The sequence below is a fragment of the Novosphingobium sp. Gsoil 351 genome (genome assembly GCF_009707465.1).
Lineage (GTDB): Bacteria > Pseudomonadota > Alphaproteobacteria > Sphingomonadales > Sphingomonadaceae > Novosphingobium.
The window spans coordinates 2,149,489-2,173,043 of the sequence record NZ_CP046120.1 but is presented as its reverse complement, the minus strand read 5'-3'; the positions used below and the strand labels follow the sequence as shown (position 1 = coordinate 2,173,043).

Here is a 23,555-nt window from a genome sequence, read left to right as displayed (position 1 = left end):
CTCACACCTTCAGTACGATTTTCCCGATATGCTCGCCCGCTTCCATCCGCGCATGCGCCTGGGCCGCGTCGGCCAGCGCGAACGTCTGGTCCATCACCGGGCGGATCGTGCCGTCGGCGATCAGCGGCCAGGCGTGTTCGAGGATTTCGTTCGTCAGCGCCGCCTTGAACGCATCGGGGCGCGGGCGCAGCGTCGAGCCGGTGAGCATCAGGCGCCGGCGCATGATGTCAGCCATGTTGAGCTCAGCCCGAACCCCACCCTGAACCGCGATGGTCACGTGGCGGCCGTCGTCGGCCAGGCACTTGAGGTTGCGGGCCACGTATTCGCCCGCGACCATGTCGAGCACCAGGTCGACCCCCTTGCCCTTGGTGAAGCCCTTGACCGCCTCGACGAAATCCTCAGCCTTGTAGTCGATCGCCAGCGCCGCGCCGATCTCTCGCGCGGCGGCGCACTTGTCCGGGCCGCCACAGGTTACCAGCACGGTCAGCCCGAACGCGCGGCCGAGCATGATCGCCATCGAGCCGATCCCGCTGGTCCCGCCGTGAACGAGGACCGTTTCGCCATCGCGGGCAAAGCCGCGCTCGAACACGTTGTGCCAGACGGTGAACAGCGTTTCGGGGAGCGCCGCGGCCTGGTCCAGCGGCATGCCTTCCAGAACCGGCAGGCAATGCCCGGCATGGGCCAGGCAGTATTCGGCGTAGCCCCCGCCCGACACCAGTGCGCAGACTTGGGTTCCGACCATCGGCATGACCACCCCCGGCCCTGCCGAGACGATCTGGCCGGCGATTTCCAACCCAGGGATCGGCGAAGCTCCGGGAGGGGCGGGATAGAAGCCCTGGCGCTGGATCACGTCTGGGCGGTTGACCCCGGCATAAGCCACGCGGATCAGCACTTGGTCGGGACCAGGGATCGGCACATCGATCGTTTCGGGCCGCAGCACCTCTGGGGGGCCGGGTTCGGCAAACCCGATCGCAGTCATGGTCGCGGGAACCTCGGCCATTTCATCCCCCCTGTGCCCTGGATGCCACAGTCGCCGCTGCCTAGCCCCGCGCCCGGTTGACAGCAAGCGGGGTTAGGGGGGGATGCTGCATCGCAATGGATCCCGACGACCTGCCCCGTCCCCGAGGCGATGCCGCGAGCAAGCTGGCGGGCGAAGCGCTCGACAGCTATTCGGTCGATGAACTCAACGAGCGAATTCAACTGTGCGAGGCCGAGGTGGTGCGGATCGTCGCCCACCGCGACAAGGCCAAGGCGCATCGCGTAGCGGCCGATGCGCTGTTCGCCAGGCCCGCCACGCCGTGATCTGGCGGGCCGCCCTTTGCAACGTGGTGCGGTCTTCCCATATCTTCGTTTCATCCTCAATGCTCGCCATGCCGGACATCGCCACGACCGGACTTGCGCAAGCTTTCGTTAACCGTAATTCTTCATACCTCTGCTGAAGAGGTCGTTGAGGCGCGAGCCGGAAAGTACCGCGATGCCCAGTTTCGCCCAGTCGCTTGAAAAGACCCTACATGCCGCGCTCGGCAATGCGTCCGACCGCAGCCACGAATACGCCACGCTCGAGCACTTGCTGCTCGCGCTGATCGACGATGCCGACGCGAGCCAGGTAATGACCGCATGCGGGGTCGATCTGGGCGACCTGGGCGACGTGGTGAAGCAGTATCTCGATCAGGAATACGAATCGCTCAAGACCAGCGACAAGGCCGATCCCGCGCCCACCGCCGGGTTTCAGCGAGTTATTCAGCGCGCGATCCTCCACGTCCAGTCGAGCGGCAAGGACACCGTAACCGGGGCCAACGTGCTGGTCGCACTGTTTTCCGAACGCGACAGCTACGCAGTCTATTTCCTGCAGCAGCAGGACATGAGCCGCCTCGACGCGGTCAGCTACATCAGCCACGGGATCGGCAAGGGCGGCCGCCAGATCGAGGCCAAATCGCCCAAGGGTGCGGAAAGCGAAACCCCTCAGGCCGAGGAAAAGGGCGGTGACGGCAAGGCATCGACCAAGAAGGATTCAGCGCTCGACCAGTTCACCGTCAATCTCAACGAGAAGGCGCTCGCGGGCAAGATCGATCCGCTGATCGGGCGCGGGCCCGAGGTCGACCGGACGATCCAGATCCTCTGCCGCCGGTCCAAGAACAACCCGCTCTATGTCGGCGATCCCGGCGTCGGCAAGACCGCTATCGCCGAAGGTCTGGCGCGCAAGATCGTCGAGGGAGAGGTGCCCGAGGTGCTGACCGAGGCGGTGATCTACAGCCTCGACATGGGCGCACTGCTGGCGGGCACGCGCTATCGCGGCGACTTCGAGGAGCGCCTCAAGCAGGTCGTCTCCGAACTCGAGAAATTGCCGCACGCGGTGCTTTTCATCGACGAGATCCATACCGTGATCGGCGCCGGCGCGACCAGCGGCGGGGCGATGGACGCTTCGAACCTGCTCAAGCCTGCACTTTCGGGCGGAACGATCCGCTGCATCGGGTCGACCACCTACAAGGAATTCCGCAATCACTTCGAAAAGGACCGGGCGTTGCTCCGCCGGTTTCAGAAGATTGACGTCAACGAGCCGACGATCGAGGACACGATCAAGATCCTGCGCGGCCTGCGCACCGCGTTCGAAGACCACCATAAGGTCAAGTACACTCCCGAAGCGATCAAGGTCGCGGTCGAGCTGTCGGCGCGCTACATTAACGACCGCAAGCTGCCCGACAAGGCGATCGACGTGATCGACGAGGTCGGGGCGATGCAAATGCTGGTGCCGCCAGGCAAGCGCAAGAAAACGATCACCGCCAAGGAGATCGAGGCGGTCATCGCGACGATGGCCCGGATTCCGCCAAAATCTGTGAGTTCGGACGACAAAAAGGTATTGGAACACCTCGACCGCGATCTCAAGCGCGTCGTCTTCGGGCAGGATCAGGCGATCCAGCTTCTCGCCACCGCGATGAAGCTGAGCCGCGCGGGCTTGCGCGATCCGGACAAGCCGATCGGCTCGTTTCTGTTCAGCGGCCCCACCGGCGTCGGCAAGACTGAGGTCGCCAAGCAGCTCGCCAGCATCATGGGCATCCCGATGCAGCGCTTCGACATGTCCGAATACATGGAGCGGCATTCGATCAGCCGCTTGATCGGCGCGCCTCCGGGCTATGTCGGGTTCGACCAAGGCGGCCTGTTGACCGACGCGGTCGACCAGCAGCCGCACTGCGTGCTGTTGCTCGACGAGATTGAGAAGGCCCATCCGGACCTTTTCAACATCCTGCTTCAGGTGATGGATAACGGTCGGCTAACCGATCACCACGGCAAGACCGTCGATTTCCGCAACGTCGTGCTGATCATGACCACCAACGCCGGGGCCAGCGACATGGCGCGCCAGGGCATCGGCTTCGGCGACGTTTCCAAGGAGGACGCGGGCGACGAGGCGGTGAAGAAGATGTTCGCGCCCGAGTTCCGCAACCGGCTCGATGCGATCGTCCCGTTCGCCTACCTGCCGACGGGCGTGGTCAGCCGGGTGGTCGACAAGTTCATCCTCCAGCTGGAACTCCAACTGGCCGAGCAGAACGTCCACATCCAGTTCGACAGCGAGGCGCGCGAGTGGCTGTCGAAGCGCGGCTACGACAAGCTTTACGGCGCGCGGCCGATGGCGCGGCTGATCCAGGAGAAGGTCAAGCAGCCGCTCGCCGAAGAACTGTTGTTCGGCAAGCTCGCCCACGGCGGCGAGGTCCACGTCAGCCTGAAGGACAACGCGCTTTCGTTCGAGCTGACCCCGGCCCCGCCCAAGTTGGTCAAGAAGCGCCCCAGCAAGGCCAAGAAAACTGCGACGCCCGAGCCGAGCGCCGAACCCAGCGAGGACGGCGGCGAGTAAGTTAGCGCTTGCTCGGGCCGCTCTTGGAACCGGCCAAGGTGGCGGATGCAGCATCGTGCGGCATCTCCGCGGCAATTCCCGCCTGCCATTCGGGCAGACTGAGCGAATCATCCTTGTTCGCATCGAACCTTGCGAAGCGCGCGTTCGATGCCGCGACCCATTCGCCCAGAGTCAGCTTGCCGTCGTGATCGGCATCGGCGGATTCGATCAGTTTTTCGGAAGAAAACTCGGGCCGCTCGCCGATCGCATCGCGGGCGGCGTCCATTTCGGGAAGCGTGACCGCGCCGTCCTTGTCGAGGTCCATGGCCTGGAAGATCGTCTGCGACGCCTTGGCATTCTCGGCCGAGGTGACGAGGCCGTTGTCGTCGGTATCCATCCCGGCGAAGCTGAGTAGCGGTTTGGTTGCGGCGGGGTCGGCGGTGACGGGCGGGACGGGCGTGGCGGTGGCCGGGGCCGTGGCGACGGTGTCCTGGGCTTCGGGCCCGGTTTCCTTGCGATCGCAGCCAACGAGCGCGAGGCCGCAAACGCCTATGGCGAGTGTCCAACGGCCGGCTTTTGCCGCCCCGTTCCAAACCTTGCGCATCGTCATCCCTTTAGCAGCCACGGTTCCGGCCGGATCCCGGTTCGGTCCATCGCCGTCCACCAGTGGCGTCGCGAACCTAGCGGGTTTGCCTTTGGTTGCAACGTGCCAATCCTTTTGCGAACCTGTCGAGACAACCGGAGGGAACGATCCGTAACGCTTGCCCATTGAACCGGCGATGACCGCCCCCTTCGCGTGGATCCGGCCCGAGCCGCACGGCATCCACGTCGTCCCCGCCGATGCCTGGATAGATCCGGCGCGCCATGCCGGGCTGGCGCTGGTCACCCATGGCCACGCCGATCACGCCCGCGGCGGCCACGAACGGACCGTCGCCACCCTGGAAACGCTGGCCATCATGAAGTTGCGCTACGCGACCGACGCCGGCGCGACGCCGGTCGCCTATGGCGAGACTATCCGCCTGCGCGGCGGGGTCGATGCGACCTACCTCCCTGCGGGCCACGTCCTCGGCTCCGCGCAGATCCTGCTCGAGCACGCGGGCGAGCGGGTGATTGTCACCGGCGACTACAAGCGCCGTCCCGACCCGACCTGTCCGCCGTTCCAGGTGACTCCGTGCGACGTGTTCATCACCGAGGCGACCTTCGGGCTGCCGGTGTTCCGCCACCCGCCGATCGCGGAGGAGATCGCCAAGCTTCTAAAGGCGCGCGCGGACAACCCCGAGCGTTGCGTGCTTGTGGGCGCCTATGCGCTGGGCAAGGCGCAGCGCGTGATCGCCGAGCTGCGCCTGGCGGGGTACGCCGAGCCGATCTGGCTGCACGGCGCGCTCGAGCGGATGTGCCGGCTCTACGAGGAGCACGGGGTCGAACTAGGCGACCTGCGGCTGATGGCGGATGCGCCCAAAGGCGCGCTTTCCGGGCAGATCGTGATGGCTCCGCCATCCGCGCTCAACGACCGCTGGAGCCGCCGCTTACCCGATCCGATCACCGCGATGGCCAGCGGCTGGATGCGCGTGCGCCAGCGCGCGCGCCAGCGTAACGTCGAGCTGCCGCTGGTGATTTCCGACCACGCCGACTGGGACGAACTCACCCGCACGATCGAGGAGGTGAACCCCGCCGAAAGCTGGATCACCCACGGCCGCGAGGAGGCGCTTTTGCGCTGGTGCCAGCTCCACCAGCGCAAAGGCCGCGCGCTGGCGCTAGTGGGCTACGAGGACGAGGATGATTAGGTGAAGGCCTTCGCCGCTCTGGTCGACGCGCTGGTCTATACCCGCAGCCGCAACGCCAAGCTGGCGCTGATCGCCGGCTATCTGCGCGTCACTCCCGACCCGGATCGTGGCTGGGCGCTGGCCGCCTTGACCGATGGGCTCGATTTCCCAGCGGTCAAGGGCTCGACGATCCGTAACTTGTTGATGGAGCGCGTCGATCCGGTGCTGTTCTCGCTGAGCCGCGACTTCGTCGGCGATACCGCCGAGACCGCCAGCCTGTTGTGGCCCGAACCGCCCGGCGAAGTCCCACCGCCGCCCACCGTTTCGCAAGCCGTCCATGCGCTCCAGCAGATGACCCGCGCGACCGCGCCGGCCGAGCTGGCCGCGCTGCTCGACCGGCTCGACGCCAACGGCCGCTATGCGCTGCTGAAGCTGGCGACCGGGGCGATGCGGATCGGGATTTCGGCGCGGCTTGCCAAAGTCGCGTTCGCTCAGGCGTTCGCGGTCTCGATCGACGATGTCGAAGAATACTGGCACGGCCAGTTCCCGCCCTATGCCGAGCTGTTCGCCTGGGCGGCCGAGGGCGCGCCCGCACCCGACACGGGCCAGGTTCCGCTGTTCCGTCCGTTCATGCTCGCGCACCCGCTAGAGGGCCCGGCGATGGCTGCGATGGAAAGCGACTTTCCGAACTATGCGGCTGAATGGAAATGGGACGGGATCCGCGTTCAGATCGTCAATGTGGCCAACGATCTGGGAGGTGAAACGCGCGTCTATTCGCGCAGCGGCGACGACATATCCGCGACTTTCCCCGAAATCGCAGCCGCGCTCGTCATCCCCGCAGTGCTCGACGGGGAGCTGCTCGTTCGGGGCAGTCATCAAGGCGGCGAAGCCGGTGGCGCGGCCAGCTTCAACGCGCTCCAGCAACGGCTGGGGCGCAAGGTGGTGTCGAAAAGGATGCTCGCCGAATACCCCGCCTTCGTTCGCCTGTACGACCTGTTGATCCGTGAGGACGAGGATTTGCGCGCGCTCTCGTGGGAACAGCGCCGCGCCGAGCTCGAAGCCTTTATGCCGCGGCTGGATCCTGCTCGCTTCGACCTATCCGAAGTCATCTCCGCACAATCGCTCGCCGATCTTGCAGCGATCCGCGAGCGTGCGCGCGACGAGGCGATCGAAGGGGTCATGCTCAAGCGGCGCAATTCGGCTTACGTCACCGGGCGCAAGACCGGGCTGTGGTTCAAGTGGAAGCGCGATCCGCTGCTGGTCGATTGCGTGCTGATGTACGCCCAGCGCGGCAGCGGCAAGCGCAGCAGCTTCTATTCGGACTACACATTCGGCTGCTGGGACGGCGACCCCGACGAAGGCGCCGAGTTGCTTCCGGTGGGCAAAGCCTATTTCGGATTCACCGACGAGGAGCTCAAGTTCCTCGACCGCCACGTCCGCACCCATACCGTCGCCCGCTTCGGCCCGGTGCGCGAGACCGACAAGAGCCTGGTCTTCGAGGTCGCGTTCGATTCGGTCCACGCCAGCAAGCGCCACAAATCGGGGGTGGCGATGCGCTTTCCCCGGATCAACCGCATTCGCACCGACAAACCAGCCCATGAGGCAGATCGGATGCACTCGCTCAAGGCATTGATCCGGGACTGACCCCACGCTATCAGTTGCAAAATGCAACTGGAGAGATCTGTCATGACCATTGCCCATCAGCTCAAGCCCGCCGCGGAGAACGTGCTCGCAACGCTCGATCATCTTCTCGGCAAGGCGGTGGAACACGGCGGAGACGCGCTTCTGGCGGAGAAGTTGGCGCCCGACATGTTCCCGCTTGCGGCACAGGTCCGTATCGCCTGCGACCAGATTTCCGCGGCGCTCAAGCGAACCACCGACAGCACTTTTGCACTGCCCGACGATGATGACACGACGCTCGCCGCCGCACGCGACCGCATCGCAAAGGTGCGCGCCGCGCTCAAGACGCAGCCCGATGCCAGCTTCGCCGCACTTGACGCGACGATTGAGCTATCGCTGCCCAACGGCATGACATTCGCAATGCGGGCCGACGAATACGTCCGCGACTGGGCGCTGGCGCAGCTCTACTTTCACGTCGTGACCGCCTATGCGATCCTGCGTGCGAAAGGGCTGGCCATCGGGAAAGCCGATTTCCTGCCTTACATGCTGCGCTACGCGAAGGCGCCTACACCAGTCTGATCGCCGCGGCGTGCGCCCTTGCGTTCTCGGCATAATGCGCGACGCCCATTCGCATGCCCGCGATCGCGGCGTCGTCGAGATCGCGCATGAACCGCGCCGGGCGGCCGCCCCACAGTTGGCGCGGCGCGATCGACTTCCCCTCGGTCAGCATCGCGCCCGCCGCCAGCATCGCATCGCCGCCGATGCGCGCCTTGTTCATCACAATCGCTCCGAGCCCGACGAAGGCGCGGTCTTCGAGTACGCAGCCGTGGACCATAGCCATATGCCCGATCAGCACGTCGTCGCCGATGAGCAGGGGTGAGCCGTCCGGATCGCCGGGGCGGGGGGGATCGCAGTGGAGTACGCTGCCGTCCTGCACGTTGGTGCGCGCCCCGATCACTATCCGGCTGACGTCGGCGCGCAGGACGCAGTTGTACCATACGCTCGACCCCGGCCCGATCGTCACGTCGCCGATGATCCGGCAGCCGGGGGCGATCCAGGCGGTCGGGTCGATCCGCGGCGACTTGCCGTGAATCGGCAGGATCGTGACGTCATGAATCCGCGGTTCGCTCATGGTTACAACACCTTACCCAAAACATTGCGCCAGCGCACCGCGCCCAGAATCGACGCATGCTCGTCGGTCCAAGGCCGCGTGCCTGGACCGTCGAGCAGCGGCTTCCAGTCCGTCCTGCCCGCGGTAACCCGCGCGAGCCGGGCGGGATCGCGGGTCGCGGCCACCCACACCGAACCGGATAGCACGCTGTCGCGGCGCGGCTGATCGGTCAACACCCGGGCGTGCCAGCCGGCCACGCCCAACGCCGCCGAGAGCTGCGGCTCCAGTTCGAAATAGCGGTTGGAGATGTGAATCATCAACAGCCCGCCGGGCGAGAGCGCGCGCTCGTACACGCCCAACGCCTCGGCGGTGAGTAGGTGCAGGGGGATCGCATCGGATGAGAACGCATCGACTGCGATCGCGTCGAAGCTTTGCGCGGGCAGCTTGGCCATTTCCAGCCGGGCATCGCCGATCCGGACCGTGGCGTCCGGCGCGCAGTCACGCAGGTAGGTGAAGCGCCCGCGCCGCGACAGGTCGAGCACCGCGTCGTCGATCTCGAAGAAAGTCCAGTGCTGACCCGGAACGTGCCAGCACGCCAGCGTGCCCGTGCCCAGCCCGATCACGCCCACGCGGGCGGCGGGACCATAGAGCTGCGGGACCCGGCTCATCGCGATGCCGATCCCCGAACTGCGCCCGTAGTAGGTCGTCGGGATCCGCCGCCGCTCATCGGTGAACTGGAGCCCGTGCAAGGTGGTGCCGTGGGACAGCACGCGCTGGTGCTCGCTGGGATAGTCGCGCACGGTATAGACGCCGAAGTAGCTGCGGGTGCGTGCGCCTTCATACGATTGGCGCAGCGTTTCGAGCCCCCCGTGGGCGTACATCAGGATCGTCAGGATCGAGACGAAGGCAAGACGCTCGCCAAGCACGAGCACGCCGCAGAAGGCGATCGCCAGCGTCAGCAATAGTGCCAGATACGGCGACAGGCTGGGGTCCACGCCCAGCAACACCCAGCCGAGCAAGGCCGCGAGCAGCAGGAGCGCGGTGATCACGTAGAGCGCCATCGAGCGGGTTACACCGTCCATCCGCATCCACCCGAGCAACGGACGCATCGGCACTAGGAACGCGGCGCCGAGCACCAGCAGCGGGTGTTCCCACACCCAGTCGAACCACAGCGGCGCGAGCAAGGCGGTGAACAGCCCCCCCAGCGCGCCGCCTGCGGACATCGTCAGATAGAACAGTGTCAGGCGGTTCGCAGGCGGGCGCAAGTCGTACAGCCGCGCGTGGAGGGTGACCGCAACGGCAAACAGCAGCACCACCCCGGCAAGGGCCAGCGACAGCGATCCGGTCCCGCGCGCGGTCATCGCGAACCCGCCGGCGAGCAGAATCAGCAGCGGGGTGACGCGGGTCACCGCGCCCGCGAAGGGGCGCCGGTCGGCGAAGGCGGGAACGAAGCTTAGCAGATAGAGACCCAGCGGGATCACCCACAGCAGCGGCATCGCGAAGACGTCGGTGGTGAGGTGGGTGGTGGTGGAAAGCATCAGCCCCGATGGCACCGCGGCGAGCACCAGCCACTGGACGATGCGTCGCGCGGGAATCGGCTCGGCCGCCTCGTCCAGCGTTTCGGCGGGTGCAGCGCGGAGGCCCCACCGCGCCCATGCGCACAGCCCGATCAGCACTACTAGCGCAGCATAGCCCGCGCTCCATGCCCAAGCCTGGACATGGACGCCCAGCAGCGGCTCGAACACCAGTGGATAGGCGATCAGGCCAGCGAAGCTTCCGAGATTCGACGCGGCGTAGAGCGCCCATGGCTGGCCCGCGTTGGGGTTGGCCGAGAACCAGCGCTGCATCAGCGGGGCCTGCGCCGACACGAGGAAGAAGACCGGCCCGATCGACAGCCCGAACAGCGCTGGCACCCACAAAGCTTCGCGCCCCGGAGCAGGGGGTGCGAGGTCGGCCAGATGGATCGGCAGCGTGATCGCCGCCAGCGCGAGCAACACCAGGTGGATGGTGGCCTGGCGCGCCACCGGCAACCGCGAAAGCAGGTGTGCGTAGGCATACCCGCCCAGCAGCAAGGCCTGATAGACCAGCATCGCGCTGTTCCACACGTTGGGCGCACCGCCGAGCCGGGGCAGGGCCAGCCGCGCAACCATCGGCTGGACCACGAACAGCAGGAAGCTGCCGGTCAGCACCGTCGCCACGAAAAGCGGGCGGCGGACGGCGGGCGCGATCGGTGACGTCATGCCGGACGAGCGATTCGGTAGAGAACGTGGCGGCGCAACGGATCGCCTTCGGGTACATGCGGATGATCGAAATCGCCGCCCTCGACCTCGGTCATGCCGATCCGCTCCATCACCGCGCGGCTGCGGACGTTGGCTGGAACGGTGATCGCCATGACCGTCGGCGTGGCGAGGTTGGCCCAGCACCACGCGAGGCTGGCGCGCGCGGCTTCGCTGGCGTAGCCCTGGCCCCAGGCGGCGCGGCAAAGCCGCCAGCCGAGTTCGACCTCGTTGAGGGGTTCGCGCGCGGGCATCGGGCCGCAAAAACCCAGGAACGCACCGTCGCCCTGGCGCTCGACCGCCCAGAAGCAATGGCCATGAGCGGCTTGCGCGGCCTGCATCCGGTCGACCGCATCGTTGCTCGCCGCGCGGTCGGTTTCGGGAAGGAACTCCATCACCGCGGGATCGCGGTTGAGCGCGAAGAACGGGTCCCGATCGGCTTCGCGCCAGGACCTCAGGATCAGGCGATCGGTGACGAGACGGAACTCGCTCATGCTAGGCACCCGGCCACGCGCAATAGACAGTCGTCGGGTTGTCTGCCGCGGGATAGTCGGGATCGACATAGTCAAGATCGGGGCGTCGTTCGAGGCCGAGCCGCTCCATAAGCCGCGTCGATCCCGCGTTGGAAGCGCTGGTTTGGGCATAGATCACGGGGTAACCGAGCGCTTCGAAACCAAAGTCGAGCACCGCGCGCGCGGCCTCGCTGGCATAGCCCTGCCCCCAATACGGTTCGGCCAGCGTCCAGCCGATCTCATGCTGGCCGCGTAAGGCTTCCGGCGCGGCTTCGCTGGACATTCGAAACAGGCCGCACCTGCCGATCCGGCGCTCCTCTACGCGCAGCCACAGGATCCAGCGACCGCTTCCCGTTTCGGCGAAGTCGGCGATGTCCGATGCGAACCGCTCGGCGACCGTGTCGGCGAGGCGGACACCGCCGAGGTGGCGCATCACCGCCGCGGTGTTCATGTTCTCGAGCACCCAGTCGAGATCGTTCGCGGATGGCGGACGCAGCAGAAGCCGCGCGGTCTCGATCATCCGAGCAGCCGCGCGGCGTGGGCCGCGTGATAAGTCAGCACCCCCGAACACCCAGCGCGCTTGAACGCCAGCAGCGTTTCCAGCACCAGCGCGTCGCGATCGCCCGCGCCGGCCGCCGCCGCGGCCTCGATCATCGCGTATTCGCCGCTCACCTGGTAGGCGAAGACGGGAACGTCGAAGCGTTCCTTCACGCGCCGGACGATGTCGAGATAGGGCAGCCCCGGCTTGACCATCACGCTGTCGGCGCCCTCGGCGAGATCGAGCGCGACCTCGCGCAAGGCTTCCTCGGCGTTGCCCGAATCCATCTGGTAGGTCTTCTTGTCGCCCTTGAGCAGGCCGCGCGAACCCACCGCGTCGCGGAACGGGCCGTAGAATGCGCTCGCATACTTGGCGGCGTAGCTCATGATCTGGACATTGGGATAACCCTCGCGCTCGAGCGCGGCGCGAATCGCGCCGACCCGGCCGTCCATCATGTCCGACGGGGCGACGATGTCCGCTCCGGCCGCGGCCTGGTTGAGGCTTTGCCCGACCAGCACTGCCACGGTATCATCGTTCGATACATATCCAGCGGCGTCGACCAGCCCGTCCTGGCCGTGGCTGGTGTAGGGATCGAGCGCGACATCGGTCAGCACGCCGATGGAGTCGCCCACGGCATCGCGGATGGTCCGGATCGCCTGGCACATCAGGTTGTCGGGATTGAGCGCCTCGCCGCCGGTGTCGCTGCGCAGGCCATGCGGCGTGTTGGGAAACAGCGCGAGCACCGGGATGCCAAGCGCGACGGCTTCCCTGGCGCGCGCGGCGATTCCGTCGCACGACCAGCGCGAGACGCCGGGCAGCGATGCGATCGGCTCCTCGATCCCGCGACCCTCGGTCACGAACAGCGGCCAGATCAGGTCGGCGGGGGTAAGCAAGGTCTCGCGGTGGAGCGCCCGGCTCCACGACGAGGCACGGGTGCGGCGCAGGCGCAGCGCGGGATAGCTGGCGGTCATCGGGGCGCTTGTGCCGCAAAACCCGCGGCGTGAAAAGCGACCGCGCCTTAGCGCGCGGCAGCGGTGCTCAGGCGATCGATCTCGCGGTGCGGAGCAGCCGCGGCAGGGCCCGACAGCGGCCCGAGCGCGGCGCCGGGGCGCAGATCTCGCAGCACCGCGAGCCTTGCCTTGAACGCGGCCAGATCGGCGCCGCTCAGCGCCGAGGTCGTCGTCACGAACTGCACCGACCCCGGATTGACCGGCACCCCGTTGCGATACATCTCGTAGTGCAGATGCGCCCCGGTCGAGAGACCGGTCGAACCGACATAGCCGATCACCTGGCCGCGGCGGACGCGCATTCCCGGCGCCACCGCGATCCGGCTCATGTGGCCGTAACCGGTGCCCAGACCGCCGCCCGCGTCGAGCCGGACGAAGTTGCCGTGCCCGCCGTGCCACCCGGCATAAGTCACCAGTCCGTCGCTGGTCGCGTAGATCGGCGAGCCGTAGGCGGCGGCGAAATCGATGCCGGCGTGCATCCGGGTGTAGCCGAGGATCGGATGGCGGCGTAGCCCGAAGCCCGAGGTGATCCGTCCGAACACCGGCGCGGTCATGCCCATTCGAACCTGGTTGGTCTGGCCGACCCCGGAAGCTTCGTAGAACTGACCGTCATTGCCCCATTTGAGCAATTGCGCGCGCGGTTTGCCGTCGCGGGTGACCCCGGCGTACATAAGGTCGCCGACCTCGCTTTCGCCCGATCCGGCGCGCTTGTAGCGGACGACGATGTCGAACTCGTCGGAAGGTGCGAGGTCCATCTCGAGGTTCATGTGGGTATCGAGCGTGCGCAAGTACTCCTGGATCGCCTTGACCGGCGCCCCGGCGGCGCGCGCCGAGCGATAGAGGCTGGATCCGACGATTCCGCGAATCCGCAGCGGGGTGTCGTCGACCCGGATCGGTTTGCGGATCAAGGCCAACTCGCCGCCCCGCCGCTCGACCGCGAGATCGAGATCGAAGCGGGCGCGAAAGTTCAGGTCGTCGAGCGGGCGCGGCTGCGTGGCGGACGTCCGCCGCCCCAGGGTCAGGTCGAAGCGCGTGCCCGCGGCGATCTCGGACAGCGGCACCGCGGCGGCGACCATGCTCTCGATCCGCGCGGCGTCGCCGCTGCCCACGCCCGCGCGCTGGAGCATCCGCCCGAAGCTGTCGCCCTGGCCGAGCGTGGCGACGAGCTGGATGGTCGGACGCTCGGGCGCATTCGCAAGCGCGATCACCGCCGCAGTCGCGCCCATCCGCCGCCCGCTGTCCCCGCCCAGCGCGAGCGGCATGATCATCTGGCTGCGGAACTCGTCGCGCGTACGGGCATCGACGCGCGTCGTCGGCGCGGCCTCGACCGCGTCGAAGCTCGGCCAGAACAGGAGCGCGGTGGCCGCCAGCCCGGCCATCGTCGCCATCCCTCGCAGCCAGCGTCCGCTGCCGATATCGAGCGCCAGATCGGGCACCCAATCGATATCGCGGAGCGCGGGCAGGTGATCGTAGCGCAGCTCGTGGGCGATCTGCCGCCAGTCCTTGCGCCGCCCCCGGCGCAGCCTGAGCGGCTCGGGCCGGGCCGGTGGGACCGGGATCGCCTGGGCGAACGACAGCGCGGCGGGCGCGGCATGCGCGGGGGCGAACGCCTCGCGCGTGCCGAAGCGGCCTGCCAACTGTTCGCGCGATCTGAACAAACCTGCGCCCCCTTCATCCGGCGTGGCGGGCTGTCGCAGCCCGCGCTTCCCGTGCGCCGGATCCCACTCCGTCGCGCGCTTATGTGCGCGCTTAGGGTTAAACTCGACTTAAATCGGCGTTTTGCCGGGTTCGCCTGCGATGGGACGTGGCGGTTGAAAGCCGAGCCGCGCCACCTTGAACCGCGCGGCCGCTGCTGCCACATTCGCTGCACGATGACCGCCCGGCCATCCCCAGATCGCCCGCGACCCGGCGACTCCACCGTCAAGGCCGTGCTTGGCCCGACCAACACCGGCAAGACCCATCTCGCGATCGAGCGGATGATCGCGCACTCGAGCGGGGCGATCGGCTTTCCCCTGCGGCTGCTGGCGCGCGAGGTCTACGACAAGGTCCGCGCGCTCAAGGGTGATGGCCGGGTCGCGCTGATCACCGGCGAGGAGCGAATCGAGCCCAAGGACGCGCGCTGGCTGCTGTGCACCGCCGAAGCCATGCCGAGCCGGCCCGACCTCGCGTTCGTGGCGCTCGACGAGGCGCAGATCGGGGCCGATCCCGAGCGCGGGCACATCTTCACCGACCGCCTGCTCCACACCCGCGGGCGCGAGGAGACGATGCTGCTGGGTTCGGCGACGCTCGCGCCGCTGGTGCGCACCCTGTTGCCCGACGCCGAGATCGTCACCCGCCCGCGGTTCTCGACGCTGAGCCATACGGGCGCGCGCAAGCTCAGCCGGATACCCCCACGCAGCGCGATCGTCGCGTTCTCGGCCGAACAGGTCTATGCAGTGGCCGAAATGCTGCGCCGGTTCCGCGGCGGGGCGGCGGTGGTGATGGGCGCGCTCAGCCCGCAGACCCGCAACGCCCAGGTCGAATTGTTCCAGTCGGGCGAGGTCGATTACATCGTCGCCACCGACGCGATCGGGATGGGGCTCAACCTCGACATCGGCCATGTCGCGTTCGCCGGTCTCAGCAAGTTCGACGGGCACCGCCAGCGCCGCCTGACCCCCGCCGAGATGGCCCAGATCGCGGGCCGCGCCGGACGCCACCAGCGCGACGGCACCTTCGGGACGCTGTCCGGAGCGGGGGATTCGTCGCCCGAGTTCACCCCGGAAGAAGTCTATGCGATCGAGGAACATCGTTTTGCCCCGCTGACCCGGCTGTACTGGCGCGAGGCCGAGCCGCGGTTCGATTCGCTGGCCACGCTGATCGGCGATCTCAAAGCGCCCCCGGACAACCCCGCGCTGGCCCCCGCGCCCCAGGCGATCGATCTGGCCACGCTCAAGTTTCTCGCCGAGGATCCGGAAGTCGCGCGGACGATTCGCGGCGCAGCGCTGGTCAGGCGGTTCTGGGCGGCGTGCTCGCTGCCCGATTTCCGCAAGCTCGGCGGGGACCAGCACGCGCGCTTCGTGGCGCGGCTGTGGCAGGACCTGTCGGTCGGTAACGGGCACATCGGCGGCGACTATGTCGCGCAGGCGATCGCCCAGCTCGATCACACCGGGGGCGACATCGACACGCTCCAGCAGCGCATCGCGGCGATTCGCAGCTGGGCCTACATCGCCCAGCGTCCCGACTGGGTGATGGAGCGCGACGAAATGGCGGCGCGCGCCCGCGCCGCCGAAGCGCGCCTGTCCGACGCGCTCCACGCCCGGCTGACCGAACGCTTCGTCAACCGCCGTACCACCGTGCTGATGCGCAAGCTGGGGCCCGACGCCGCGCTGCTCCCGGTAGGCGTCGACGAAACCGGCGCGGTGACCGTCGACGACGAGGCGATCGGCAAACTGTCGGGATTCCGCTTTCAGGTCGATCCGGCGGCGCGCGCGGGCGATCGCAAGCTGCTGCTCGCCGCGGCCGAGCGCCATCTTCCCGAACTGCTCGCCGATCGCGCGCGGGCGATGGTTCTGGATGCCGCGGCGGTGACGATCGCAGCCGATGGTACCCTGGCGTGGGGCGGGGAAACCGTCGCGCGGCTCGAGCGCGGCCGCAGCTTGCTGGCGCCACGAATCGTGCTTGATCCGTCGGTGTCGCGGCTCACCCCACAGATGCGCGCCGAGGTGGCCGGGGCGCTCGAGCGGGCGTTGACCGGGCGGGTCACCAGCCTGCTCGCCCCGCTGGTCGCGCTCGAAGGCGTCGCGCGCGATCCCGAATCGGGTCCGGCGCTGCGTGCGTTGGCGCTGCGGCTGGTCGAATCGTGCGCGATCATGCCGCGCGACGCTGCACTCGACGCGCTCGACGCGCCGCAACGCGAACGCCTCCGCGCGCTCGGCCTGCGAGATCGGTGCGCTCGACATTCACCACCCCGCCCTGCTCAGGCCTGGGCCGCTGGCGCTGTGGACCGCCTTGGCGCGGATCGGCGGCCTGACCCCGCCCGCTGCGCCCGAAACGTTTCCACCGGTGCTCCGGGCCCCCAGGCCGCCGCTCGGTTACCGCTCGCTCGGCGGCGAAGCGCTACGCGTCGATCTGGCGGAAAAGCTGCTGCGCGCCGCCCACGCCAGGCGCGTCGCCGCACCACGACGGCGCTATGCGCTCGATCCGGCGGTGGCGGTGTCTATGGGACTGTCGACCGCGGGATACGCCCGACTGCTGCGCCTTGCCGGGTTCGATGTCCGCGCGCCGCGCGCGCTCGGCGCCGGGCAGTCCGGCCCGCCCGCGCCGCCTTTGTGGCAGTGGCGGCCGCCGCGCCGCCGCCACCCCGTATCGTCGCACCCGGTCGCCCGGCCCCCGCGCGACGCCTTCGCCGCGCTTACCGCATGGGCGGCGGGATGAGCGACGCGACGCTGCGGCTCGACAAGCTGCTGTGGTTCCTGCGTCTGGCCCCGACCCGCGTGGCCGCGCAGGCCCGCATCGCCACCGGGCATATCCGCCTCAACGGCCGCCGCGTGGAGCGCAGCGCGCAAGCCATCCGTGCCGGTGACGTGCTGACCCTGCCCGCCGAGCGGGTCCGGATCGTCGAAATCGTGACGCTGCCGCAGCGCCGTGGTCCCGCGCCCGAAGCGCAGGCTTGCTACCGGACGCTTGACGCCCTTGCCCCATTCGCCATAGCACCCGGCCAAACGGCCCAAACATCGGGGGAACCGCCGCCATGACCTACGTCGTCACCGAATCGTGCATCAAGTGCAAGTACATGGACTGCGTCGAGGTCTGCCCGGTCGACTGCTTCTACGAGGGCGACAACATGCTCGTCATCAACCCCAGCGAGTGCATCGACTGCGGAGTGTGCGAGCCCGAATGCCCGGCCGAGGCGATCCTGCCCGATACCGAGAGCGGACTCGAGAAGTGGCTCGAGCTCAACACCAAGTTCTCCGCCGAATGGCCGAACATCACGGTCAAGAAGCCTTCACCCGACGATGCCGACGAGCACAAGGGCGAAGAGGGCAAGTTCGACAAGTACTTCTCGGCCGACCCTGGCGAGGGCGACTGATACCCCGCCGGACCCTCCGAAACCCCGTATTTGTGCGCATTGGCATGCGGGGGTGGAAATTTTGTTGCGGATGGGTTATATAATCGGACAAGCGGCGGACTCGACCCCTTCGGGACCGCGCGATCCGCAGATCTGACAAGGCAGGAAACCAGCTCAACCGATCGATGCGCGCACCGACCGGGCGTGCGGCCATGGGCAGGCCGCGGCTTTCGCCACCCGGACCTGCACCGTCGTTTCGCCGAGTCCGCGTCTCCCGCCGCGATGAAAGGACATGACATGGCCACCAAGGCGCTCGCCTTCGACGTCGGCGACTACGTCGTCTATCCCAAGCACGGGGTCGGCCGCGTGGTCGAGCTGCAGCGCGAGGAAATCGCGGGCATGCAGCTCGAGCTCTATGTGCTGCGATTCGAGAAAGAGCGCATGACGCTGCGCGTTCCGGTCAACAAGGTCGAAGCGATCGGCATGCGCAAGCTGTCGAGCGACAAGACGCTCAAGGAAGCGCTCGAGACGCTGACCGGCAAGCCGCGGGTCAAGCGCACGATGTGGTCGCGCCGCGCGCAGGAATACGAAGCCAAGATCAACTCGGGCGATCTCGTGTCGATTGCCGAAGTGACCCGCGATCTGTTCCGCGCCGACGACCAGCCCGAGCAGAGCTATTCCGAGCGGCAGATTTTCGAAGCCGCCTCGTCTCGCTTGGCCCGCGAGCTGGCGGCGATGGAGAAGACCGACGAGCCGACCGCGCTCAAGAAGATTCTCGCGATCCTCAACGAGCACGCGCCGAAGTACTACGCCGAAAGCGCCTGATCGGTTGAGCAAGTGAACGAAGGGGCCGTCGGGAAACCGGCGGCCCTTTTGGTTTGTGGGGCGCGCGCCAACGCCAGGTCGCGACTTCGCTCGACATGAGCGGGATCTGTTTCAAGGCTCTTCCGGCCGTTTACGCCCCCGATCCGCGCATCCCGAGCGAACGCGCGGGATGTCGCGCAACGGTCGCTCGTCGGAGCGAATCGACAGTTCGCCGACCGGCTTGCGCCGATCCTGCGTGGCAGTGTATTAAGGCGATAACACACAAACGGAGGTTATCGCGATGAGTCTCAAATCCCTTTTGCGCGGCGTCGCGCCGCTCGCCGCGCTTGCCCTGGCGGCCGCCGCATCGGGCGGATGCGACAAGCTCCACGTTTCCCTGGACGGTGAGGAGGGCAAGAAGCTCGCCGACTTGGACCTGACCGGTGCGCCGCCCAGCGAAGTGACACTGCTCGGCCCCGACACGGTGCGGATCAGCCAGGGCGACAAACTGGCGATCAGCGTCGACGGCGATTCTGACACGGCCGATCAGATGCGCTTCACGCTCAAGAACGGCACGCTGGGAATCCTGCGCAAGAACGGCAAATGGTCGGGTGGCGAGACGGTCACCATCAACGTCACCATGCCCGCCCCGCGCAAGCTGACGATGGCCGGTTCGGGCAAGATGTTCTCGCCCGGCCTCGCCGGAGATTCGGCACGGGTCACTGTCGCGGGCTCGGGAACCGTGGAAACCGAATCGGTCGCCACCGATTCGCTCAAGGTCGATATCGCCGGATCGGGCAGTTATCGCGCCGCCGGCACCGCCAAGACGCTCAAGCTGACCATCGCCGGCAGCGGCGACGCCCGGCTCGATGCGTTGAAGGTTGAAGAAGCCAAGGTCGACATCGCCGGTTCGGGTGACAGCGCGTTCGCTTCGGATGGCACCGTCAAGGCCAACATCATGGGTTCGGGCGAGGTCCGGGTGATCGGGCGCGCGACCTGCAAGGTCACGTCGATGGGTTCGGGCCGCCTGGTCTGCACGCCCGCCGCGAGCGCCGGGACGAAGCCGAAGAGCGACCAGCCGAAGGCCTAGAGGCGGCGGTTCAGTCAAACGCAACCCTGCGCCGGTAAAGGTCCGCGCTTGCCAGCGCAGGGGTCGCCATGTCCGCACGTCTCGTATTCGCCGCTTCAGCCGCTGCGCTGATGCTTTCAGGGTGTCTCGCGAAGACCGCGCTCGACGTCGTCACTTTGCCGGTCAAGGTGGCCAGCAAGGGTGTCGATCTGGCGACCACCAGCCAGTCCGAGGCGGACCAGAAGCGCGGCAGGGAAATCCGTCAGCGCGAAGAACGCCTGGGCAAGCTCCAGCGCGAATTCGACAAGCTCCAGGGCCAGTGCCTCGAGGGCGATCGCCGCGCGTGTGAGCGTCAATCCTCGATCCGGGCGCAGATCGACGGCATCACGCCCACCGTGCCCTAAGAGCCGCAATAACGTCAGGCAGCCGCGCGGCGCAGGCGGTCGTTGATCGCCGCGCCGATCCCGCCTTCGGGCACGGGGGCGACGGCGATGCGCGCCAGGGGCGAGGCGTCGGCTTCGTGGAGGCAGCGGTAGAGCCGGGAAGCGGCTTCGCCGACGTCCCCCGCCGCCGAAAGCGTGACTTGCCCGCCGATCGCGCCGAAGCCGATCAGGAATTCGTCCGGCGCGGCCTCTTCCGCGTCGAGCCGCAGGGGCTTCGCGGGGGCGTAATGGCTGGTGAGCTGGCCGGGCGCCTCGATCGCGCTCGCGGGTTCGAGGATTTCGTTGCCCGCGCCCAGGATCGCCACGATGCGCTCGCGCTCGATCGGTCCGGGGCGGAGGATTTGCCACTGGCATTCGCCGCGCAGCGCGACGATGGTCGATTCGAGCCCCGTTGCGCACGCGCCGCCATCCAGGATCAGCGGCACCGTACTGCCTAGCGAAGCCGCGACGTGCGCCGGTTCGGTCGGGCTGATCGCCCCGCTGCGGTTGGCCGATGGCGCGGCGAGGGGAAATGGGCAGCACTCGAGCAAGGCGCGCATCAGCGGGTGGGCCGGGCAGCGCAGTGCAACCGTCGCCAACCCGGCGGTCACCGCGGGCACGATCGAAGCCCCGGCGCGCAACGGCAGCACCATCGTCAGCGGGCCAGGCCACAGCTTTGCCGCCAGTGCCTCGGCGCGCTCATCGGTTTCCGCCAGCCGCTGTGCCGCGGCGAAGTTCGCGACGTGAACGATCAGCGGGTTGAACAAGGGCCGCCCCTTGGCGCGATAGATCGCGGCGACCGCTTCGTCGCTATCGGCGCGCGAGGCCAAGCCATAGACGGTTTCGGTCGGGACCGCGACGAGACCGCCGTCGCGCAAGATCGCGAAGGCTTCGTCCAGCGCTTCGTCCCCGGCGATCCTTGGCGCAATCCTTGGCATTGTCCCGTCCACGGCGGCGGCTATAGGCTGGGAAAGTTCGTCGACAAGGAAAAGCGAATGGCCTTCACCGCCCCCACCGCCGACCAGTTGCTTGCGCTCAAGGCTTGCGCCGGGATCGAAGAACTCGCCGCGGACGACCGCTTCGCCGCGGCGAGCGAAGATGTGGTGCAAGCGATCGTCGAGGGCATCGGCGATTTCGCCGAGGGCGAATGGGCGCCGCTCAACCGCTTGGGCGATACCGAAGGCGCGACGCTCGCCAATGGCACGGTCACGTTGCCCAAGGGTTTCCGCGAGGCCTATCGTCACTTCGTCGAGCAGGGCTGGAACTCGATCGCCGGCCCCGAAGATTTCGGCGGCCAGGGCTTGCCGTTCAGCCTGGCGACCTGCGTGCTCGAAACTTGCGGCACCGCCAACATGGCGTTCACCCTGCTGCCGATGCTCACCGTGGGTGCGATCGAGGCGATCCTGCACCACGGCAGCGAAGCGCAGAAGGCGCTCTACCTGCCCAAGCTGGTCAGCGGCGAATGGTCGGGGACGATGAACCTTACCGAACCGCAGGCCGGCAGCGACGTGGGCGCGCTGCGGACGACCGCCACGCCGATCTCGCAAGGCGAGCATTCGGGCAAATACCGGATCGCCGGAACCAAGATCTTCATCACCTTCGGCGAGCACGACTGCGCGGACAACATCATCCACCTCGTGCTCGCGCGCACCCCCGGCGCGCCCGCGGGCAGCCGCGGCATCTCGCTGTTCATCGTCCCCAAGCTCCACGTTGCCGCCGACGGTGCGCTGGGCGCGCGCAACGACCTGCGTTGCGCGAGCATCGAGCACAAGCTGGGGATCAACGCCTCGCCGACCTGCGTGATGGCCTATGGCGACGGCTCGACCAGCGGCGGCGAGTGCATCGGCGAACTGATCGGCCGCGAGAACGAGGGCCTCAAGGCGATGTTCACGATGATGAACTCGGCGCGGATCAACGTCGGCAGCCAGGGCGTCCAGATCGCCGAGCGCGCGCTCCAGGCGGCGCAGGAATACGCCACCGGGCGCGTCCAGTCGGCGCGCGCGGGATCGGCCGACAAGGCCCCGGTGGCGATCGTCGAGCACCCCGACGTGCGGCGGATGCTGCTGCGGATGCGCGCGCTGACCGAAGGCGCGCGGGCGCTGCTTTATTACACCGCAGGGCAGGTCGATCGCGGATCGCTGGGCGACGCGGCGGCGCAGCAGCGCGCCGACTGCCTGGTGCCGCTGATCAAGGCGTGGGGAACCGACATCGGGTGCGAAGTCGCCAGCCTGGGGGTGCAGATCCACGGGGGCATGGGCTTCATCGAGGAGACGGGCGCCGCCCAGCACTATCGCGACGCCCGCATCGCGCCGATCTACGAAGGGACCAACGGCATCCAGGCCGCCGATCTCGTGACGCGCAAGCTCGGCTACGAGGGGGGAGAGGTGCTTCGCGCCCTGTTCGCCGATGCAGTGCGCGAAACCGACGGCGAATTGCAGCAGTTGTCGAGCGACTGCAGCAAGGTTTTGGAGTGGATGTGCGCCACCGCCTCGCTCGACGACCGGCTTGCGGGCAGCGTGCCGTTCCTGACAATGGCGGCGACCGCGGTCGCCGGGTGGCAGCTCCAGCGCGAGGCGGCGATGGCGTCGGGCGCGCTGGCGACCTCCAAACCCCTGGTGGCGCGCTATTTCGCCGAGCATCTGGCGGCCGAAGCGCGCGGGCTGAAACGCGCGGCAATGGCCGGGGCGGACCTGCTCTACGCGCTCGACGCCGAGGCGCTCGCCGGGTGAGCGAGGCCCTCGAACGGATCGCGGCGGCGCTCGAAAGGCTCGCCCCGCCCGCGCCGCCCGCGACCGATTGGGGCACGCACCCTGGCTACGTCTGGGACCATGCCGGAGTGCGCCCGGTCCCGACGATCGACGCGCCGCCGCTGGCGCTGCTCAAAGGGATCGACGCGCAGAAGGCCGCGGTGGCGGGCAACGTCGCGCGGCTCGCCAGCGGCGCGGCGGCGCACGACATGCTGCTGTGGGGCGCGCGCGGGATGGGCAAGTCGGCGCTGTTGCGCGCCGCGGTCGCCGCCGCGCAAGCCGACCGCCCCGGTTCGCTGGCGCTCGTCCAGGCCGCCCCCGATGCGCTCGCCAGCCTGCCCGCGCTGTTCGCGGCGTTGCGCGGGGTCGGGCGGCGGTTCCTGGTGTTCCTCGACGATCTCGGGTTCGAGAGCGGCGAAACCCTTGAAGCCCGGCACTTGCGCAGCTGGCTCGAGGGCGGGGTCGAAGCGCGGCCCGCCAATGTCCGCCTTGCCGTCACCTCGAACCGCCGCGCGATCCTGGAACGCCACCTCTCCGAACAGGACGACCCGATCAACCCCCGCGACGCGGTCGACGACAAACTCGCGCTAGCCGATCGCTTCGGTTTGAGCCTGGGCTTCCATGCGTGCGGCCAGGACGATTATTTGGCGATCGTAGATGGCTATGCCGAAGCGGCGGGGCTCGCTTGGGAGCCGGGCGATGCGCTCGAATGGAGCAAGCGCCGCGGAAGCCGTTCGGGCCGGGTCGCCTGGCAATACGTTACCGAGCTGGCGGGCCGAGAAGGCATCGCCCTCTAGCCGTCCATCCCGAACC

At 68.0% G+C, this 23,555-nt stretch carries 21 protein-coding genes and 1 pseudogene; 13 read left to right on the top strand and 9 right to left on the bottom strand.

Features of this window, described 5'->3' with window-relative positions; genetic code table 11:
- Position 1: 1 nt before the first annotated feature.
- Positions 2–1,000 carry an NAD(P)H-quinone oxidoreductase gene (locus tag GKE62_RS10525; protein WP_154692204.1) on the bottom strand — a complete coding sequence of 333 codons (999 nt, stop codon included), beginning with the start codon at positions 998–1,000 and terminating at the stop codon, positions 2–4.
- 95 nt (positions 1,001–1,095) lie between these two features.
- Between GKE62_RS10525 and GKE62_RS10520 the strand changes: the two genes are divergently transcribed.
- A complete protein-coding gene (locus tag GKE62_RS10520; RefSeq protein WP_154692203.1) occupies positions 1,096–1,302 on the top strand; it encodes a DUF1192 domain-containing protein in 207 nt (68 codons plus the stop codon).
- Between the two features lie 172 nt (positions 1,303–1,474).
- A complete protein-coding gene (gene clpA / locus GKE62_RS10515) occupies positions 1,475–3,847 on the top strand; it encodes an ATP-dependent Clp protease ATP-binding subunit ClpA (RefSeq protein WP_154692202.1) in 2,373 nt (790 codons plus the stop codon).
- Position 3,848: 1 nt separating this feature from the next.
- Here clpA and GKE62_RS10510 read toward each other — a convergent pair whose 3' ends face one another.
- Positions 3,849–4,430 carry an EF-hand domain-containing protein gene (locus GKE62_RS10510; protein ID WP_195908339.1) on the bottom strand — a complete coding sequence of 194 codons (582 nt, stop codon included), beginning with the start codon at positions 4,428–4,430 and terminating at the stop codon, positions 3,849–3,851.
- 175 nt (positions 4,431–4,605) lie between these two features.
- On the opposite strand from GKE62_RS10510, the gene GKE62_RS10505 reads away from it, so the two are divergent.
- From GKE62_RS10505 to GKE62_RS10495, 3 genes are read left to right on the top strand one after another with little or no spacing between them, the layout of a single operon-like run.
- Positions 4,606–5,610, top strand: coding sequence for a ligase-associated DNA damage response exonuclease (locus tag GKE62_RS10505; RefSeq protein ID WP_154692200.1), 1,005 nt, complete (start codon positions 4,606–4,608; stop codon positions 5,608–5,610).
- Positions 5,611–7,233 (top strand): cisplatin damage response ATP-dependent DNA ligase, encoded by a 1,623-nt coding sequence (locus GKE62_RS10500; RefSeq protein WP_154692199.1) that lies wholly within the window; start codon positions 5,611–5,613, stop codon positions 7,231–7,233. It begins immediately after the preceding gene.
- Between the two features lie 42 nt (positions 7,234–7,275).
- A complete protein-coding gene (locus GKE62_RS10495) occupies positions 7,276–7,788 on the top strand; it encodes a DUF1993 domain-containing protein (RefSeq protein ID WP_195908338.1) in 513 nt (170 codons plus the stop codon).
- Here the strand turns inward: GKE62_RS10495 and GKE62_RS10490 are convergent.
- Genes GKE62_RS10490 through GKE62_RS10465 form a run of 6 tightly spaced genes read right to left on the bottom strand, consistent with a single transcriptional unit; the run spans position 7,775 to position 14,311 of the window.
- Positions 7,775–8,341 (bottom strand): gamma carbonic anhydrase family protein, encoded by a 567-nt coding sequence (locus GKE62_RS10490; RefSeq protein ID WP_154692197.1) that lies wholly within the window; start codon positions 8,339–8,341, stop codon positions 7,775–7,777. The two genes, GKE62_RS10495 and GKE62_RS10490, sit on opposite strands and share 14 nt — an antisense overlap.
- Before the next feature lie 2 nt (positions 8,342–8,343).
- The gene (locus GKE62_RS10485; protein ID WP_154692196.1) at positions 8,344–10,560 is read right to left on the bottom strand and encodes a fused MFS/spermidine synthase; all 2,217 of its coding nucleotides are present in this window, start codon (positions 10,558–10,560) and stop codon (positions 8,344–8,346) included.
- Positions 10,557–11,090 (bottom strand): GNAT family N-acetyltransferase, encoded by a 534-nt coding sequence (locus tag GKE62_RS10480; protein WP_154692195.1) that lies wholly within the window; start codon positions 11,088–11,090, stop codon positions 10,557–10,559. The genes GKE62_RS10485 and GKE62_RS10480 overlap by 4 nt, the downstream gene beginning before the upstream one ends.
- A gap of 1 nt (position 11,091) precedes the next feature.
- Positions 11,092–11,628: a GNAT family N-acetyltransferase gene (locus GKE62_RS10475; RefSeq protein WP_154692194.1), complete on the bottom strand. Its 537-nt coding sequence runs from the start codon at positions 11,626–11,628 to the stop codon at positions 11,092–11,094.
- Positions 11,625–12,617: a porphobilinogen synthase gene (gene hemB / locus GKE62_RS10470; protein WP_154692193.1), complete on the bottom strand. Its 993-nt coding sequence runs from the start codon at positions 12,615–12,617 to the stop codon at positions 11,625–11,627. Before hemB ends, GKE62_RS10475 begins: the two co-directional genes overlap by 4 nt.
- A gap of 47 nt (positions 12,618–12,664) precedes the next feature.
- Positions 12,665–14,311, bottom strand: a complete 1,647-nt coding sequence (locus GKE62_RS10465) for a M23 family metallopeptidase (protein WP_230206627.1) — start codon at positions 14,309–14,311, stop codon at positions 12,665–12,667.
- A 213-nt stretch (positions 14,312–14,524) separates the two neighbouring features.
- On the opposite strand from GKE62_RS10465, the pseudogene GKE62_RS10460 reads away from it, so the two are divergent.
- The 6 genes and pseudogenes from GKE62_RS10460 (at position 14,525) to GKE62_RS10435 (ending at position 19,977) form a co-directional block, all read left to right on the top strand.
- A pseudogene (locus tag GKE62_RS10460) lies at positions 14,525–17,066 on the top strand (helicase-related protein).
- Positions 17,051–17,386: an RNA-binding S4 domain-containing protein gene (locus GKE62_RS10455; protein WP_154692192.1), complete on the top strand. Its 336-nt coding sequence runs from the start codon at positions 17,051–17,053 to the stop codon at positions 17,384–17,386. The pseudogene GKE62_RS10460 and the gene GKE62_RS10455 overlap by 16 nt, the downstream one beginning before the upstream one ends.
- Positions 17,383–17,721: a ferredoxin FdxA gene (fdxA, locus tag GKE62_RS10450; RefSeq protein ID WP_154692191.1), complete on the top strand. Its 339-nt coding sequence runs from the start codon at positions 17,383–17,385 to the stop codon at positions 17,719–17,721. Before GKE62_RS10455 ends, fdxA begins: the two co-directional genes overlap by 4 nt.
- A 276-nt stretch (positions 17,722–17,997) precedes the next feature.
- Positions 17,998–18,525 carry a CarD family transcriptional regulator gene (locus tag GKE62_RS10445; protein ID WP_154692190.1) on the top strand — a complete coding sequence of 176 codons (528 nt, stop codon included), beginning with the start codon at positions 17,998–18,000 and terminating at the stop codon, positions 18,523–18,525.
- Positions 18,526–18,805: 280 nt separating this feature from the next.
- On the top strand, positions 18,806–19,594 hold the full coding sequence (locus GKE62_RS10440; RefSeq protein ID WP_154692189.1) for a head GIN domain-containing protein: 789 nt from the start codon (positions 18,806–18,808) through the stop codon (positions 19,592–19,594).
- Between the two features lie 68 nt (positions 19,595–19,662).
- The gene (locus tag GKE62_RS10435) at positions 19,663–19,977 is read left to right on the top strand and encodes a hypothetical protein (RefSeq protein ID WP_154692188.1); all 315 of its coding nucleotides are present in this window, start codon (positions 19,663–19,665) and stop codon (positions 19,975–19,977) included.
- 14 nt (positions 19,978–19,991) lie between these two features.
- Here GKE62_RS10435 and GKE62_RS10430 read toward each other — a convergent pair whose 3' ends face one another.
- Positions 19,992–20,933, bottom strand: a complete 942-nt coding sequence (locus tag GKE62_RS10430) for an L-threonylcarbamoyladenylate synthase (protein ID WP_154692187.1) — start codon at positions 20,931–20,933, stop codon at positions 19,992–19,994.
- Between the two features lie 57 nt (positions 20,934–20,990).
- Here GKE62_RS10430 and GKE62_RS10425 point away from each other — a divergent pair, with 57 nt between their 5' ends.
- Together GKE62_RS10425 and GKE62_RS10420 are read left to right on the top strand one after the other, a co-directional pair.
- Positions 20,991–22,724 carry an acyl-CoA dehydrogenase gene (locus GKE62_RS10425; RefSeq protein ID WP_154692186.1) on the top strand — a complete coding sequence of 578 codons (1,734 nt, stop codon included), beginning with the start codon at positions 20,991–20,993 and terminating at the stop codon, positions 22,722–22,724.
- Entirely contained in the window at positions 22,721–23,539 is an 819-nt protein-coding gene (locus tag GKE62_RS10420) for an ATP-binding protein (protein ID WP_154692185.1), read from the top strand. The genes GKE62_RS10425 and GKE62_RS10420 overlap by 4 nt, the downstream gene beginning before the upstream one ends.
- Positions 23,540–23,555 lie beyond the last annotated feature (16 nt).